16 protein-coding genes are annotated in these 16,937 nt (G+C 65.7%); 2 read left to right on the forward strand and 14 right to left on the reverse strand.

The genetic code is table 11. The annotated features are described in order from the left end of the window. Positions 1-38: 38 nt before the first annotated feature. Together CHB74_RS16165 and CHB74_RS16170 are read left to right on the forward strand one after the other, a co-directional pair. The gene (locus tag CHB74_RS16165) at positions 39-1,463 is read left to right on the forward strand and encodes an efflux transporter outer membrane subunit (protein ID WP_237229880.1); all 1,425 of its coding nucleotides are present in this window, start codon (positions 39-41) and stop codon (positions 1,461-1,463) included. Continuing rightward, the gene (locus CHB74_RS16170; RefSeq protein WP_089220668.1) at positions 1,460-2,320 is read left to right on the forward strand and encodes a class I SAM-dependent methyltransferase; all 861 of its coding nucleotides are present in this window, start codon (positions 1,460-1,462) and stop codon (positions 2,318-2,320) included. The genes CHB74_RS16165 and CHB74_RS16170 overlap by 4 nt, the downstream gene beginning before the upstream one ends. A gap of 7 nt (positions 2,321-2,327) precedes the next feature. Here CHB74_RS16170 and CHB74_RS16175 read toward each other — a convergent pair whose 3' ends face one another. From CHB74_RS16175 to CHB74_RS22060, 14 genes are all read right to left on the reverse strand, one after another. Next, positions 2,328-3,575, reverse strand: coding sequence for a TolC family protein (locus tag CHB74_RS16175; RefSeq protein ID WP_020819434.1), 1,248 nt, complete (start codon positions 3,573-3,575; stop codon positions 2,328-2,330). Beyond that, positions 3,572-3,871, reverse strand: a complete 300-nt coding sequence (locus CHB74_RS16180; RefSeq protein ID WP_020819433.1) for a DUF3240 family protein — start codon at positions 3,869-3,871, stop codon at positions 3,572-3,574. The genes CHB74_RS16175 and CHB74_RS16180 overlap by 4 nt, the downstream gene beginning before the upstream one ends. After that, positions 3,864-6,935 (reverse strand): efflux RND transporter permease subunit, encoded by a 3,072-nt coding sequence (locus CHB74_RS16185; RefSeq protein ID WP_037485651.1) that lies wholly within the window; start codon positions 6,933-6,935, stop codon positions 3,864-3,866. The genes CHB74_RS16180 and CHB74_RS16185 overlap by 8 nt, the downstream gene beginning before the upstream one ends. A gap of 9 nt (positions 6,936-6,944) precedes the next feature. Continuing rightward, the gene (locus CHB74_RS16190; protein WP_037485649.1) at positions 6,945-8,057 is read right to left on the reverse strand and encodes an efflux RND transporter periplasmic adaptor subunit; all 1,113 of its coding nucleotides are present in this window, start codon (positions 8,055-8,057) and stop codon (positions 6,945-6,947) included. A gap of 58 nt (positions 8,058-8,115) precedes the next feature. Beyond that, entirely contained in the window at positions 8,116-9,132 is a 1,017-nt protein-coding gene (locus CHB74_RS16195) for a sensor histidine kinase (protein WP_037485648.1), read from the reverse strand. Beyond that, positions 9,129-9,806 (reverse strand): winged helix-turn-helix domain-containing protein, encoded by a 678-nt coding sequence (locus CHB74_RS16200; RefSeq protein ID WP_020819429.1) that lies wholly within the window; start codon positions 9,804-9,806, stop codon positions 9,129-9,131. Before CHB74_RS16200 ends, CHB74_RS16195 begins: the two co-directional genes overlap by 4 nt. Positions 9,807-9,891: 85 nt before the next feature. Beyond that, entirely contained in the window at positions 9,892-10,626 is a 735-nt protein-coding gene (locus CHB74_RS16205; protein WP_020819428.1) for a cytochrome b/b6 domain-containing protein, read from the reverse strand. Positions 10,627-10,697: 71 nt separating this feature from the next. After that, positions 10,698-11,399, reverse strand: a complete 702-nt coding sequence (locus tag CHB74_RS16210; protein WP_020819427.1) for a VIT1/CCC1 transporter family protein — start codon at positions 11,397-11,399, stop codon at positions 10,698-10,700. A 78-nt stretch (positions 11,400-11,477) separates the two neighbouring features. Next, complete coding sequence (locus CHB74_RS16215) at positions 11,478-11,810, reverse strand: energy transducer TonB family protein (protein WP_021223103.1); 333 nt, start codon at positions 11,808-11,810, stop codon at positions 11,478-11,480. A 372-nt stretch (positions 11,811-12,182) separates the two neighbouring features. Continuing rightward, positions 12,183-14,327, reverse strand: a complete 2,145-nt coding sequence (locus tag CHB74_RS16220) for a TonB-dependent receptor (protein ID WP_020819425.1) — start codon at positions 14,325-14,327, stop codon at positions 12,183-12,185. 63 nt (positions 14,328-14,390) lie between these two features. Then, complete coding sequence (locus tag CHB74_RS22510; protein WP_021224254.1) at positions 14,391-14,858, reverse strand: hypothetical protein; 468 nt, start codon at positions 14,856-14,858, stop codon at positions 14,391-14,393. A 9-nt stretch (positions 14,859-14,867) separates the two neighbouring features. Beyond that, on the reverse strand, positions 14,868-16,208 hold the full coding sequence (locus CHB74_RS16230; RefSeq protein ID WP_020819423.1) for a ferredoxin reductase family protein: 1,341 nt from the start codon (positions 16,206-16,208) through the stop codon (positions 14,868-14,870). Positions 16,209-16,400: 192 nt separating this feature from the next. Further along, positions 16,401-16,667, reverse strand: coding sequence for a hypothetical protein (locus tag CHB74_RS16235; RefSeq protein WP_025160949.1), 267 nt, complete (start codon positions 16,665-16,667; stop codon positions 16,401-16,403). A gap of 98 nt (positions 16,668-16,765) precedes the next feature. Then, the gene (locus CHB74_RS22060) at positions 16,766-16,936 is read right to left on the reverse strand and encodes a hypothetical protein (RefSeq protein ID WP_020819421.1); all 171 of its coding nucleotides are present in this window, start codon (positions 16,934-16,936) and stop codon (positions 16,766-16,768) included. Position 16,937 lies beyond the last annotated feature (1 nt).

Here is a 16,937-nt window from a genome sequence, read left to right on the forward strand (position 1 = left end):
GGTCGCGCTACGCAATATTGATAGCTGGCTGCAGTTCGTTGACGGCCTGTATGGTCGGCCCCAACTACCGGGCGCCACCTGCCGTTGACACGGGTAGTGGCTGGAGCCGGCCGGTTGGGGAAGCGTCGGCGCCAACGGACCTGGACCGCTGGTGGAGGGCCCTGGGCGATCCCGAACTGGAGAGGCTGGTCGATACCGCACTGGCGCAAAATCTCGATATCCGTCAAGCCACCGCACGGATCGACGAGGCGCGCGCGCTGCGAGACCGCGCCGCTGGCCGGCAACTGCCCACGGTTTCTGCTGGCGCCAGTGTGAACCAGCGTCGGCAAAGCGAGAACGGCCCGCTGCCCGTTGGGTCCATTCCCGGCCTCGATGCGTCTCAGACGATCTACGATGCCGGCTTCGACGCGGCCTGGGAACTCGACCTGTTCGGCGCGAACCGGCGGGCGCTGGAAGGCGCGAACGCCCGCTTGCAGGCAAGTGAAGCGGAGGCGCAGGGCGTGCGTATGCGGATCGCGGCCGAAGTCGCACGCGCATGGTTCGAGGCGACCGGCGCCAGAGAAGAATTACGCGCGCAGCGGGCGACGGTGGCGACGCTGCACCAGACGCTGGAACTCATGCGCGGTCGCGCGGCGCTCGGCGATGTTGCCGGTGCCGACGTGGACGCAACCCATGAACGCTGGGCCGCCGCCAACGCCCTGCTGCCGGGCATAGAGGCGCGGCAGCGTGCGGCAGTGCTCGGCCTTGGTGTCCTGCTCGGCTCACCGCCGGAACGTGAACTCAAGCTGCTCGATGCAACTGCATCGTCTCTCATACTGCCGGCGCTGCCCGTGGGGGAACGGGCCGATATATTGCGGCGTCGCCCCGATGTTCTGGCTGCCGAACGGCGCCTCGCCGCCAGCACCGCCGATATCGGCGTGGCGACCACCGAACTGTTTCCCAAGCTCTCTATCGCAGCGGGCGGCGGATTTCAGGCGCTTAGCACGGGCGACTGGTTCGACACCTCCAGCACCCGCTACTCCATCCTGCCGCTCATTTCCTGGCGCTTGTTCGACGGCGGCCGCGTGCGCGCGGAGATACGCGCGCGGGAGGCCGTTCAGCGGCAGGCCGCGCTGGGCTATGAACAGGCCGTCCTGGCCGCATTGGGCGACGCGGAGCGCGCCTTGAGCGACTATGACGCCGGACGCGATGCGCTCGCGCGGCGTCAAACGGCGCTGGACGCTGCGCGTCGAAGTGTCGGCCACGCCGAGGCCCGTTTTGCCGCCGGCGATATCGCGGGGATTGAACTGCTTGCGGCCGAGCGCCTCCTGCACGAAGCTGAAACCGCCTGTGCCCGCGCGCATGCCACAACGGCGGTGCAACTGGTGGCGTTGTACAAGGCGATCGGTGGGGGCTGGGACTTGCCCGATGCGCCGACTTCCAAACACGTTTCAATTGGTGCCACAGTGGGAGAAGGGCAATGAATGACGCTGACGGGAACAGCAAGGAACCGGCCGCGCACGACTGGGCGGGGGAAGCGGGCACACGCTGGCTCGCCCAGCTCGACCGTTTCGAGAGCATGATCGAACCGATCGGCGCAGCGCTGCTCGCGCGAGCAGCCTATGTTGCCGGGGAGAAGGTGGTCGATATCGGCTGCGGCGGCGGCTGGACGACGAGGCGGATCGCCGAAAGGACGGGCAACACGGGATTGGCGCTCGGCCTCGACATATCGCCCGAACTGGTGGCGGCGGCAACGGATCGGGCGCAGCGCGCCGGTCTTGCCAACATCCGCTTCGAACAAGGCGACGCCGCGACGGCCATGCCCGAAGAAGCCCCCTTCGACCGGCTGCATTCCCGCTTCGGCACGATGCTCTTTCCCGAACCCTATGCCGCATTCGCCAATCTGCGCCGGATGCTGCGTGCCGGTGGACGGCTCGACATCGCGGTGTGGGCGCCGATCGCCGACAATCCGTGGCAGCGCAATGTCATGGCCGCGATCCGCCGGCATATCGACCTGCCCACGCCGCAGCCGCGCGAGCCCGGCCCCTTCGCGCTGGGCGAGCAGGATTATGTCACCGATCTTCTGCAAAGCGCCGGCTTCTGTGACATATCGTTCGACGCCTGGACGGGCGAGCAGCGCGTCGGCGGACCCGGCAGCGATCCCGAGAGCGCCACCCGCTTCGTGCTCGACGGCATGCAGGTCGGCGATCTCGTCCGGGCGAGCGGGGACGACACACGCGCAGCCGTTCACCGCAGCCTGGTCGAACTGTTCGAGCGCAATTGCGATAATGAAGGTGTTCGCATGGGCGCGAAAGCCTGGCTGGTGAGCGCCCGCGCGTGACCTGGCGTCAACCGCCATCCTCATCGTGAACCACCCACAGGCTATGCGAATCGATTTCCAGCTTGAGCAGGGCGCGGGCCGCTTCCGATCGCGCCATGATCTCGGACCGGCGCGCTTCACCCGCCTGACGGCGGGCATAGAGCAGGTCGGCAAGGTCGATCTGGCCGAGCTGGTAGCCACGTTCGGTTCGGGCCAGCGCACTAGCGGCGCTTTGCGCTGACAGATCCGTGTTTTTCCACGCCTCCAGCCGCAATGTGGCGCTGGACAGATCGGCATCCGCGATGGCCCTCACGGTCCGCTGGACGGACATATGCTCAAGCTGCGCGGCATTGCCTTCCGCGGAAGCCCGGTCCGCCGCCGCGCGTCTGTGACCGCCGCCCAGCGGCATCGACATGACCACCCCCGCGCCCTGCTCCATGCCGCTCCGCTCACTGAACAGCCGGACGCCGAAGGACGGATCGGCAATCCGGTCCGCGCGAACACGCTGCGCAACGACCGCCAGCCGCTGCGCCTCGCGCTCGGCGGCGCGGATTTCATGGCTGCGTTCGATCACCAGATCCCGCATCGCCGCAAGTCTCTGGGCCGGAACCATCGCGACGGACGTTTCCGGCGGCTCGATGGGCAGCGGTATTTCTGGAAAATTCGCGGCAAGCGCCACACGCGCCTGTTCGCGCGCCGCGAGCGAGTTCGCGGCCTGGGCCTGGGCCTGAGCCATTGCCGCCATGGCCTGATCAACATCGAGCGCCGCCGCATCGCGCAGCGCCACGCGCCGGCGCAGCGCGGACAGCTCCTTTTCCAGCCAGCGCACCGTATCGAGGTCGTTGCGATACAGCGCGCCGGCGACCAGCCAGTCGTTCCAATAGCCGGAGAGCAGCAAAGCCGTCTGATGCCGGGCATCCTCCATCCGGTTTTCCGCGACCTCTATGCCCAGGGCGCCCGCCTCGCGATCGAGCGCCGCCTTGCCCGGCAGGCGGAACGGTCGGGCGATCGTGGCGTCGAACTCGTCATAGCCGCCTTCCCTGTCCACGCTGCGGCGAACATAGCTGCCGGTAACGGCAATCTCATGGGTCCCCTTCGCCAGCATGTCGCGGTCGGCACGGGCGGCGTCCACCCGTGCCCGCGCGGCCGCCACGGCCGGATGATTGTCCAGCGCTTCGGCAACCTTTTCGCTCGGCGGCAAATCGGCGCGCTGGGCAAGCGCCCCAGCGGGTGTGAGCAATGCGACAAGCGCCCCGAGGATGATCGGCGATCTCATGCGATCCTCCCCCGGGCTGACACCGGGACTACGTGCCAGCGCACTGGCAGCGACCGCTTCGATTGGGTGACCGCGTCAACCAGTGTCCCCAGAGCGTCCTCATCGACAATCAGTTCCAGCGCGTTGCGGCGCAGAAGGCCCGACACCCGTTCCGCCGTGCTGGCGTCGCCGAAGTCCCAGCCGCGCACCGCCTGCTCGGCGATATGGATCGGCGCGTCGCAGGCGGCGCGGAGTGCGTCAGTCACGCTATCGGCGTCATGCGAGGCGCAATGGAAGGTCAGCAGGATGTCAGCCATTGTCGGTTTCTCCCGCGCTTTCGCCGAAACGCTCGAACAGGATCGGCAGCAGAATGAGCGTCAGCAGGGTGGAGGTGATGAGGCCGCCGATCACGACGATGGCGAGGGGGCGCTGGATCTCCGATCCCGGGCCGGTCGCGAACAGCAGCGGCACAAGGCCGAAGGCCGTGATGCTGGCGGTCATCAGGACGGGACGCAGGCGCCGTTCGGCGCCGAGGCGCACCGTCTCGGTCATGCTCCGCCCATCGGCGCGGAGCTGGCGGAAATAGGTGACCATGACCAGTCCGTTGAGCACCGCGATGCCGAGCAGGGCGATAAAGCCCACCGAGGCGGGAACCGACAGATATTCTCCCGAAGCCCAGAGCGAGACGATCCCGCCGACCATGGCGAAGGGGATGTTGACAAGGATGAGCACCGAGGCGCGCATCGAGCGCAGCGTCGCCAGCAGAACGAAGAAGATCAGGAGCAGCGCGATCGGGATCACGACCGCCAGCCGGGCCGAGGCGCGCTGCTGGTTTTCGAACTGCCCGCCCCAGACGATGCTGTAGCCGGCGGGCAGTTTGACCTTCGCGCCGACCTCGCCTCTCGCTTCATCGACATAGCCGACCAGGTCGCGCCCCGAGACGAACGCCTGCACCAGCGCAAAGCGCGACCCGTTCTCATGGTCGAGCTTGACCGGCCCCTCGGTCCGCTCGATCCGCGCCATGTCGCTGACCCGGGCGACTATGCCGGTCGGCGTATGCAATTGCAGATCGGCAAAACGGGCGGGATCGGCGCGCAGCGCCTCGTCGCCGCGAATGACGATCGGCACGCGCTTCTGGCCATCGGCGACGATACCGACATGGGCGCCTTCGACCTGCGCGCGCAGCGCATCCTGTATGCGGTCGACCGGCATCCCGAAGCGCCCGGCGGCGGCGCGGTCGATGTCGAGCTGGAGATAATCAACGCGGTCATTGGCGACGGTCAGCACTTCGGAGGCGCCATCGACGTTCGACAATATCTGCTGCACCTGATCTGCAAGTTCGCCCAGCGTCGCCAGATCCGGCCCGAAGATCTTGACGGCAAGATCGCCGCGCGCGCCGGTCAGCATTTCGGAAACGCGCATCTCGATCGGCTGGGTGAAGCTCGGCTCGATGCCGGGCAGGTCCGCCATCGCCTTGCGCATGTCCTCGACGATGAGATCCTTGTCGCCGCGCCATTCGGAGCGCGGCTTCAGGCGGACGAAGTTGTCGGTTTCATTGGGGCTCATCGGATCGAGGCCGATTTCGTCCGATCCGACGCGCGCAATCACGTCCTGCACTTCCGGCACGCGCATCAGCGCGCGCTGCGCGGCCATGTCGCCCTGGACCGACTGGTCGAGATCGATGGAGGGCAGCTTGGTGAGCTGGACGATGATCGACCCTTCATCCATCGTCGGCATGAAGGTCTTGCCGACCGCGCCATAGGCGATGCCGGCGAGGACGAGCCCCGCCGCCGACAGCCCGTAGACCAGCCGCTTGCGCGCGAAGGCGCCGTCGAGAAGCCCCCGGTAGCGAGGGCCGAGCTGGCGCATCAGCCACGGCTCGCCATGATGGCCGCTTTTAAGGCCAAAGGATGCAAGCACGGGGACCAGGGTGAGCGCGAGCAGCAGCGAACCGGCGAGCGCGAAGACGATGGTGAGCGCAACCGGCGCGAACAATTTGCCTTCGAGGCCCTGCAATGACAGCAGCGGCAGGAAGACCAGCGCAATGATGGCGATCCCGGCCGAGACCGGCACGATGACTTCGCTTGCCGCCTGATAGACGAGGTTAAGGCGCGGGGTTCCCTCCTCATGCGCCCGGCCGAGCCGTTCGACGATATTTTCCACCACCACGATCGACCCGTCGACCAGCAGGCCGATGGCGATAGCCAGGCCCCCAAGGCTCATGAGATTGGCGGACAGGCCCATGCCCTGCATGAACAGAAAGGTGATGAGCGCCGCCAGCGGCAGGGTGACGGCGACAATCGCCGCCGCGCGCCAGTCGCCCAGGAACAGAATGAGCAGCACGACGACAAGGACGGCCGCTTCGAGCAGGGCTTTCTCGACCGTGCCGACGGCGCGCGCGATCAGGTCGGACCGATCGTAAAAGACATCGACATGGGTGCCGGCGGGCAATGTGCTTTCGATTTCCGCGAGGCGGGCGCGGACACCATCGACCACCTGCCGCGCATCGGCCCCGCGCAGTGCGATCACCAGCCCCTGCACGGCTTCGGCCCGCCCATTCTTGCTCACCGCGCCATAGCGCGTCAGACTGCCGGTGCCGACCGTCGCGACATCGCCCAGCCGAACGATGCGGTCGTTCCGGCTGACGACAACGAGTTGCTGGAGATCCTCGACCGACCGGATTGCGCCGACCGCGCGCACGATCAGAGATTCCTCGCCGCTTTTCAGGCGTCCCGCGCCATCGTTGCGGTTGCCGCTTTCGATCGCCGTCTCGATGTCCGCGATGGAGAGGCCTGCCGCCGCAAGCGCAACAGGATCGGGCCTGACCTCGAAGGTCCGCACATAGCCGCCCAGCGCGTTCACGTCAGCGACGCCGGGAACGGTGCGCAGCGCCGGACGGATGGTCCAGTCGAGCAGTTCGCGCTTCTCCTGTAGCGAGAGCGGCCCCTCGATCGTGAACATGTAGATGTCCGAAAGCGGCGTAGAGATCGGCGCAAGGCCGCCGCTGACCGACGCGGGCAGATCGCGCATCACATTCGACAGTCGCTCCGCCACCTGCTGGCGCGCCCAATAGATGTCGGTGCCGTCGACAAAATCGATGGTGATGTCGGCGATGGCGTATTTGGCGGTGGAGCGCAGGATCGCCTGATCGGGAATGCCGAGCATTTCCATCTCGATCGGTGTGATGACGCGGCTTTCCACCTCCTCGGGCGTCATGCCCGGCGCCTTGAGGATGATCTTCACCTGCGTCTGGGCGATGTTCGGATAGGCATCGACGGGAAGCGTCATGAAGGCCCAGGTGCCCAGCCCGGCAACGGCCAGCGCCAGCGCGATGACGAGCAGGCGCCAGGAGAGCGAGGCGGCGACCAGCGAACGCAACATGGCCCGGACCTATCGCGACAAAGCGAGCGCCTTGAGCGCGCTCGTGCCGGAAACGACCACCTGCTCGCCCGGCCTGACGCCGGACAGCAGCACGGTCTGTCCCCCAACGGAACCGCCTATCTTCACGTCGCGGATCGCATATCCGCCGCCGGTGGCGACGAAGACGATAGTCTTGTCCCCGATCATGGCGGTCGCGCCGGAAGGCACGCTGACGGCGCCGGCCGGCGCCGGGCCGGACAGCGACATGCTGGTCGTGCGCCCCGCGACGATGCCCGGCCCGGCGGGAATCTCGGCCTTGAGCATGGCGGAACGGGTGGCGGGGTCTATCGTCGAGCCAACGGCGGTGACGCGCCCGGCGATGTCGGGTTCGATCACTACGGTCATGCCGGGCCGGACCGCGCCGACGAGCCGCTCGGGCAACTGGCCGACAACCTCATAGCGGTTGGCGGCGTCGATCACATAAGGCGCGGTGGTTCCGTCCACGGGATTGCCCGTCTGGATGTTGGCGGTCGTGACGCGCCCGGCGATCGGCGCGGTCAGCGTATAGGTGCCGCCCCTCCCCTCGCCATTGACCATTTTGAGGATGCGCGCCTTTTCGGCGACATCGGCGCCTGCTTCGGCCGCCAGTGCATGGGCTTCATCAGCGCGCGCGCCGGCGATGATGCCTTCGCGGGCAAGCTGCGAGAGCCGGGCCGCGTTCGACCGCGCGACCCCTGCCCGCGCATTGGCGCGCGTCAGGTCGGCCCCCATCGTCAGCACGTCGCGGCTGGAAATAACCGCGAGCGGCTGGCCCTGCCGGACGGTATCGCCTTCAACCACCAGCGTCCGCATGACCACGCCGGGAAAGGTCGCGGCCACGGCCACGCGCGCATTGGCGGGCGGCTGGATCACCGCCGGAATGACGGCGATGGGGGCTTCGCTCGCGGTGAGGGCGGGCGCCAGGCGGATACCAAGCTGCGCGGCCTGCCTGCGGTCAACGGGCAGAACGCCCGGCGCCGCTTTCCCGGCTTCGGGGGATGAAGGGGCTGGTTCAGGCGCCGTGCCGGACCCGGCAAGCCACCAGATCCCAAGCGCCAGCGCGATGACGGCAAAGCCGGCAAGGATATAATTCCGCTTCGACATGGGCTTCGCCTAGTGCGCGAAACTGACGAGACCCTGACGGGTCGCAATGCTCGGCGCTTCAGGCGCTGGGGAAATGCAGGGACAATTCCCGCACGGCGGGATCGGTGGTCAGCCGTCCGCCGTGCGCCGCCATGATCCGGTCGACGATCGCCAGGCCAAGCCCGGCGCCGTTGGTGCTGGCATGGTCCGCCCGGCTGTGCCGCCGCACAAGTTCGCGAAGGCGTTCGGGTGAAAGGCCCTCTCCGCCATCGCCCACCGCAATCACCGGATCCGGGCCAACCCGTATATTCACCGTGCCTCCCAACGGCGTCACCCGGACAGCATTCTCGATAAGGTTCCGCAAGGCGGCCGCGATTGCTTCACGCCGGCCCCGCGCCATTGGGATCCCGCTGCCCACATCGAGCGTGATGGCTTTCCCTTCCGCGATGATGGCCGGGGCAAGAAGGCTGACGACATCGCGCGCAATCTCGACAAGGGACACGGATTCCAGCGGGAATTGTGCGGCAGCTGTGGCATCAACCTGGGCTAGCAGCATGAGCTGGTCGACCAGGCGGCGCATCCCGGCGACATCGTTCTTGAGGCGCGCGGCGTCGTCATGATCGAGCCGGTCGAATTCGAGCGACAGCACCGCGAGCGGCGTGCGCAGTTCATGCGCGACATCGGCGGCAAAGGCTTCCTGGCGCATGGCGGCGTCGTCAAGCCGGCCGAGCAGATCATTGACGGCATCCGTGAACGGCAGGGCTTCGGCCGGCAGATGGGACGTGTCTATGCGAAAGCCGCGTTCGTGCCCACGCGCGGCCTCGATCGCGGTTGCGGCTTCCTCAAGGGAGCCAAAAGCCTGTCGGATCACGCGCCGCACGACGAAGGCGACGGGCACCATCAGCACGACCAGTGGAAGCGCGACATGCTCCAGCATCTCGCGCACGGCCTTGATCAGCGCGTCCTGCGCCGTCAGATCGTCGAATGTCAGGCTGTAGAAAAAGACGACCGCTGCAAGCAACAAGATGGTGCCGACAAGGCCGACGAGAGCAAGCCCTCGCGCAAGTTTGCGCGACACGGAGCGCCGATAGGTCACGCCGCGACATCCTTCAGCATATAGCCGACGCCGCGGATGGTGTGGAGCGCGCCAGTGGCACCAGCCTCGTCCAGCTTCCGGCGCAAGCGGGAGACCGCCGCTTCCACGGCATTGGGCGTCACCGGCTCGTTGAAATTGTAGAGCGCATCCTCGATCGTCTCGCGGCGGACGACGGTTCCCGCCCGCCGTAGCAGCAATTCCAGGAGGTCGGCCTCCCTGCGGGACAGATCGATGGCGTAGTCCCCGCAGTGCGCCGTGCGCGCCGCCGTGTCGAACCGCAGGCAGCCCGCTTCCAGCACAGGTTGCGCGCGCGGGCCGGGGCGGCGGAGCAACGCGCGAATGCGCGCGGCCAGTTCATCGATCTCGACAGGCTTGACGACATAATCGTCGGCGCCGGCGTCAAGCCCCGTGACCCGGTCCTCCAGCGCGCCGCGCGCGGTCTGGATGATCGCGGGCGGCATTTGCCGATACTGGCGACGGTTCGCCAGCCAGGCGACGCCATCGCCGTCCGGCAGGCCGAGATCGAGTATGATCGCGTCATAGACCGCGCCACCCAGTGCGCTGTCCGCATCGGACAGGGTCGTGGCGATGTCGCACGAAAAGCCCCGGCGCTGAAGGCCGTCCGCAACCAGCTTCGCCAGCCGGTCATTATCCTCTATGACAAGAACGCGCATCTATGCCGGCTTTCCTAGCACGATCCCGCCTCAATTCCCGCCCTGCAATCTGACCAGTCCCGCGCGGGGATCGAAAGAGGCCGTCTCAATCCCGGTCATTATCCTCGCCTTGAACGGCTGTTCCACCTTCGATTTCATGCCCTTGCTTTGCCTCGCCGTGCGACTGCGCACTGAACGCCGCGGAATCGTAGCGCAGGATGCCAAACACCGTCATCCCGATCACCAGGACGGCCAGCAGCACCGCGACGACGGCCGGCCGACGGGCATCGTGGGCGCCAGGGTGCAGAGCGACGCTCTTGCGGCCAGTAACCATGGCGCGCGCGAGATTTTCGCGGGTGAAGACGGACATCAGGACCACCGCTGCGACATGAACGCCGATGAGCGCCAGCAGGCCATAGGCAATCGCCTCATGAAGATCCTCGTCGGCCTGCCCCGCGTCGACCTGGATGCCGGTCCACAGCACCGCGCCGGTTGCAATGAGCATGGCCAGAACAGCGAGCGCCCCCAGCGGATTGTGCCCGATCGTGCGTTGTGGATGACCCGTCACAAGTTCCCGGACGTGGGACAGAAGGCGTGACGGTCGCACGAAATTGGCAAAACGCGCATGCTCGCCGCCGATAAACCCCCAGACAAGACGAAAGACAAGCAGGACAGCGGCGGTCCAGCCTGCCGCCATGTGCCAGTCCGCGATTCCGCTGTCTCCTTCCGAGGACAAAAAGGCAATCGTGATCGCCGCGACCAGCAGCCAGTGGAAAAGCCTGAGCGGGGCATCCCAAACCCTGAAACTATCACTGTAGCTCGTTTTTGCCATGAGCATCATTTGTCTCCTTGGCCTTTGGCCATAAGAGAGATTGCTGACGGCGCGCTGACGAACGCGGGGCAGCGATCACGTCAGACAGCCGCTCCGAACAGGCTGCCCACGCCTGCCGTCAACGCCATCGCCAGGGCGCCCCAGAACGTGACGCGGACGATCGACCGCATGACAGGGGCCCCGCCCGCCTTCGCGCCAAGCGCCCCGAGCAGCACGAGGCACAGAAGCGAAACGGCGACGACGAGCGGTATCAATTGCTGTCCCGGCGCGGCGGCAACCACCGCCAGCGGCATGATCGCCCCGGCGCTGAACGTCGCGGCGGATGTGAATGCCGCCTGCAACGGCCGCGCCGTGGATATGTCGGAAATTCCCAGCTCATCGCGGGCATGCGCCCCAAGCGCATCGTCCGCCATGAGCTGGTCGGCAACCTTGAGCGCAAGATCGGGGTCCAGGCCGCGCGCCATATAGATGTCCGCCAGTTCCTGCCGCTCGAGCCCGGGCTGCGTTGTCAGTTCCGCCGTTTCGCGGGCGAGGTCCGCCTTCTCGGTATCGGCCTGCGAGCTGACCGAGACATATTCGCCGGCGGCCATCGACATGGCGCCGGCGACAAGCGCCGCGATGCCGGCAACGAGGATGCCTGATCGGTCCGTTCCCGAAGCGGCGACGCCGACAATGAGGCTTCCTGTGGAAACGATACCGTCATTGGCGCCAAGGACCGCCGCGCGGAGCCAGCCGATACGTGATACCGCATGTCGTTCGGGGTGAGCGTGCAAGCGGGTCATGGGTCCTCCAGCCAAGGGTCGGCACAAGACCATGACCGCATTTGCTGACCAGCTCCTGACGCAATGTGATTTCCGGCGCTAATTGAAATGGAAAGGCAGGACGCAATCGAGCGTTCCCACGCCGAGACTTTCAGGCGGGCGCGGAAAGGGCGCCGCCAGGCGAACCGTGCGAAGGGCGAGCCGGTCAAGCTGCGCATTGCCGCTGGATTGCGCGAGCGAGATCTCGCGCAAGGCGCCGTCAGCACCGATGGAAAAATTAATCAGCGCCTCACCCTCAAGATGAAGGCCCGCCGGGCGTCTGGCGGCAATCCATTCCCACAACCGCCGAAGATAGGCCGCACGCGCAGTGCTGAGCGTTGATGACGCAGCCTGCGGCGAAGCAGGTTGGGGATGCGGCATGTCGACGTTCATGCGGGCAGGCAAGGGCGACGGTGCGACAGGTAGCGTCAAGGCAGCCTGATCGGAGGCAGGCCGGTCGGGCGACGCCTGCGGCCCTTGCCGCGCGCGTGTCGCTGGCGTTGTACTGGGGGGCGTCAGCTGATTTGCCGGTCTGGGGGCAGCTTTCGGCCGGCGGGCAGACGGCTGTTCGGTTTCGAGCGAAGGCAGCGTCATGATCGTGACCGTGCGGGGTTCCTCCCGCCTTTCGGGGATTAGACGCGGACTGTGGCTCCACAGGCCATAGGCCGCAAGAACACCCGCATGCAGGGCAAGCGACACGAGGAACCCGAAAGCCCTCGTATCGCTCGCCTGGGCCAGCCGGTATGCTGGACTGGCGGCCATGCCTCAGAATTTCGCAGTCAGGCCGATGTTGAAGGAGCGGCCACGACCAGGCACCGGCCGCAAGTCGCCGGTCGCCTTGTAATCGCCGAGCGACATGCCGCCCAGCGGCAGATCATAGCCCTTGTCGAACAGGTTCTGGACATCCAGGCCCAGCCGGTAATTGCCCCAGGCATAGCCGGTCCGAAGATTGACGAGCGCATAGTCGTCCGTTCGGGGTTCGTTGCGCGTGGCGTCGACCCGGTTCTTGTCCGCCACGACCGTCAGTTCGACCGCGCTCTCCCAGCCCCCGAGCCGATGCTCCAGCGCAAACGTCGCGTTGAACGGCATCTGATGGTAGAGCGACCCGCCGTCGTCCAGATTGCGCCCGCGCAACCAGCTTGCCGTTGCGGTCAGTTTCGCCGTGCCGGCCGATGACGACTGCCACAGCGCAAGCGAACCCGAGACATCGACGCCATATAGCTCGGCTTCGCGGTTGGCGAACCGAAGCTGCACGAACCCCGTCGGCGTGCCCATCATATTGGTGAAATCGGCCAGCTTCACGACATCGATATAATCATGGACGCGCGTGTAATAGGGTGCGATCCTGAGCGTCCAGCCATTGGCGCCGGCGCCTTTCAGACTGACCGCGGCACTTATCGTATCAGCCCTTTCGGGCTTCAGGGTGGGATCGCCGACATAGCCGTTGCCATCACCGAACCAGCCGATCATCCGGCTCGACATCGAACCGCGTCCCCAGCTGTAGCGCTCATAGACGCCCGGTGAACGGCTCTTGCGCGCATAGCCCAATTCGAGCGTCGCCTGATCGCTCGGCGCATAGCGGACAAGGGCCGTGGCGCTCCAGTTGCTGTCATGCCGTTTGCGATCCGCGGCGTTGAACGCGGTGGCCGCCATCGCGTCGGCCATATTCATCATCGAGGTGGAATAGGGCTGGACCTCGCCGGTGTTCATCCAGACCTGATCGTTGCGCACGCCGACCAGCGTGGTGAGCTGCGGCGTCCACTTCGCCTCCCATTCGGCAAAGGTGCCAAGCCGGTCGCGCTTCGCGCCGTTCACATTGATATAGGTGTTGGGCCCCATCATCATGTGGCCCGCGACCGCCGGCCAGTAATCATTGAGCCATTGGTGGTGGAATTCGCTCCCGAGACGCAGCGTGTCGCGATTGGACAGCATAATGTCGCCCTTGAGCGTATAGCCGGCGCTATGAACCTCGGTGTTCATGGGCATGCCGCCGGTCGCGGTGCCGCCCTTGTCCGCCAGGAAGTTCATCCGATGATCGGTGTCGCGATAGAAGGCGCGCAGGTCCAGATCGCCCCAGTCGAAGGCGCCCTTCCAGTGACCGTTCAGATACCAACTCTTGTTGGATGTCATGTCCATATACTGGTTGGGAAAGCCCTCGTACGGCGAGAAATGGTAGCCGCCCTTCAGTTCGAACAGCCCGATATCGGTCTGCGCGGCCAGGCTCAGCGCATGGTCCGTCTTCTTGTATTCAGTCGAACGGACGGTGCCGTCACGGCCGCCGCCCTTGTAATTGTCGGACTGGGTGAAGGAACCGGCATAGCTGAGGCTGAGCCGGTCGCTTGCCGCCGTGATCGAAAGTGCGCCGCCGAAGCCGTCGCCGTTACTGCGGTAGAAGGTGGACAGTTCGCCCGTCAGCAATCGTTTGCCCGCCTTGGCGAAGCGCGGTGTCAGGGTTTCCACCGAAATCGCGCCGCCGATGCTGTCACCGCCCATGCTGACCGGCGTCACGCCCGTGATGACGCTGATCGCGTCGATCGTCTGCGGATCGGTGTAGGACAAAGGCGGGTTCATCGCATTCGTGCAGGCGATGTCGATCGGCACGCCGTCGACCAATATGGTCAGCCGCTGGCTTTCGAGGCCCCGGATCACCGGCAGGCTGGAAAAGCCACCGGCGCCGAAGCTGCTGCCCCCCGGCAGGCGGCCGATCAGCGCCGCCGTATCGCTTGTTCCCGATTGCAGGGGTGCGACCTTGTCACGCAAAAGGATCTCGGACGACACGGGACCGGCAGGGCGATCCTCGGAATCGATCCCGATGGACGGAAGAACCTGTGTATCCTGCGCAAAGGCACTCGCGGCCGACAGGCCATAGAATATTGCAGCCGCGCTCGCGGCTTTGGAAATGACAGACATGGATGGATCCTGATCCGGGCGCGCGGCGGTCCGCGCGCCGTTGAAAACGAACGGCGAAAGGGATCAGGCGGCTGTTGGCGGTCCTATTGGCGGAGGCCGCAGAAATGGCGAGGCACCGGGCAGGGCGAAAGATAGGCCAAGAAAGCCCATCGCCAGGATGAAGGCAATGGCGAGCGCCAGCAGGATCGGGTCGGCGGCGGCGAGCGCCGGCGACGACAGACCCGAGAAAGCGCAAGGCATGTCGGCCTGCTTGTGATCCGCGGGATCATGATCGCCGGACCTGCCCGGAAGCTCCATCATGACCGTTTGCGGACCCTGGCCCGAGCAGAGCTGGACCAATATCGTACCCGAAGAGACGGTCGGCATGAACCCGGCCGGCACCAGCACCTTCAGCATGAGCGCGGCCCCGGCCAGCCAGATGGCCAGCCAGCGATGCCGGGCAAGGAAGGAGCGGATCATGGTCACGGGAGCGGTCTTTAGAAATCGGTCCTGCTGATGTCGAGGTGACAAGTCGGATTTTTTCGCATACATCGCCTTGACTTAGCGCATCGCGAACAGCTCCTGATGGAAACGTTTCGCTACCGGAAAGCCCAGCGCGGCAAAGTCCCGGCGCAGCGTTTCACCAAATCCAAGGGGGCCGCAAAACCAGAGGCTCGCCTCCCGCCATTCCGGCACGGCGGCGCGTATTCGCTCGCCATCGAGGCGGCCATCGCGTGCATCGACCAGAACATGCAGGCGAATATGGGCAGCCGCCGCATCCGCTTGCAGCTTGCCCAGAGCCTCCTCGTCGACTTCGGCCGTGCAGTGGAAGAGATCAATCTCCGCGCGCGCGCCTTCGGGACTCTGGGCCAGATACTTCATGCGGGCGATGAACGGCGTGATACCGATCCCGCCACCGATCCAGATCTGACGGGCGCTATCATCGTCGAATGTGAAGCATCCATAAGGCCCCTCGATCCTGATCTCCTGGCCGACATGGAGTTTTTCGGGCAGGCGCCGCGTATGATCCCCCAGTCCCTTGGTGATGAAGGTGATCCGCCGCTCATCCTCGCGCCAGGCGGACGCGATGGTATAGGGATGCGGCCCTTCGGCCGGGTCCGACACGGCAAAGGCGAACTGGCCGGGTCGGTGGCCGGGCCACCCCTCCCCCATGTCGACGATGGTCTCGAGCGCCCGCACGCCCGGATAATGGTGGATGGCGGCAATCCTGCCCGGCACCTGCCGGTCCCGGCCTGCGCGGCGCGACAGAATGAGGATCGCCGCCCCGGTGCCGCAAGCAAGCAGCGCCGCCAGCGTGAGGCCGTACGGAGACAGCCAGTAGCTGAACGTCGTCAGGATCACGGCATGAAAGACCAGCACGAGATAGGCCAGCGCCAGAAGCCGATGCGTTCGATAGAAGAAGCGGTAGGGAATGCGCTGGATGAGCGCGACGGCGATCAGCGCAACCACGGCATAAAAGGCCCACTCGCCCAGACCCTCCGCCGTGTGGCGGAGACTGGCGAACAGGGCCTCGACAGGATTGCTTGCGGGCGGTTGCGGGCCACGCGACGGTCGTTCGAGCCAGCCCCACCCCACGGCCCATTTCGGACCCTTCGCCCACAGCCAGTGCGCGATGGCCGTGACCAGTGCCGCGATGCCGAGCCATTTGTGGAGACGATACATCTTGTCCAGTCCGCCCAGCCCATGTTCGGGCCAGCGGGGGCGGATGGCGAGCATCATCGCGACGCTCATGCAGGCGATCGCCAGCGCGCCGCTATACTGCACCGCCGCGCTGCGGATCGCGAAAAAGCCGGACGACCGGAATATGGACAGGTCCGCAAGAAGCCACAACATGGTGACCAAGGCGGCCAGGCCCCAGAATGTCAGTCGCAGGTTGCGCATTTCGATCCTTGTCCGGCCCTTGCGTCAATTGTTCCCTTCGCCCTGTAGCGATCGGCCCAGCTGTGGGATTGATTTCGGACAAGAAGGCAGAACCCCTTGCTCGGCGCATGCGAACATCGCCGACAAGTCTGACGAAAGCCTGACGAGCATTACCCAAATTCGATAGTGTCAGGCCTCGCAGCGTGACATATTTCACGAAATGGGTGCACCATCGGCAGCATAGGTCCGGCTCCGGTCGTATTCGTGGTCGCCCGCTTCGTCGACAAGATAGCCGGACACTTCTTCGGCGTAGTCCGCTTCAAGCACTCCTGTAGCACTCGGAATCAGACGAACACCGAAACCGTTGGCAAAGAGAAGGCGATCTGCCTCCTTCATTGCTGCAAACTGGTCATGTGCGGTCACGCCCAGTTTGACGCGCACGGTGGCATAGACGTGAACGAAATGGGTTGGCGCAGACATGCTGATCTCCCTTTGAGGCATTGGAATGATCGCGGGTGACAGGCCCAGATGCCTTGGCGCACGGCCGACATCGTCAGCCCCGATCGAGGCCGAAGTCATCAGCGGGGTTCGATGACGTCCCGCAATATAGTGCTGAGGGCATCATTGATCGCGTAAAGCACACCGCTATGGGCAGTGTCGCCCATGCCGTCGAGATAGAGATCCGGGATTAGATTGTTGACTGCATGCGTCGCATCATCAACGAGTTGATCGAATTCGTCCTCGGTCATG

This window comes from Edaphosphingomonas laterariae (genome assembly GCF_900188165.1).
In the GTDB taxonomy this organism is placed as follows: Bacteria; Pseudomonadota; Alphaproteobacteria; order Sphingomonadales; family Sphingomonadaceae; genus Sphingomonas_E; species Sphingomonas_E laterariae.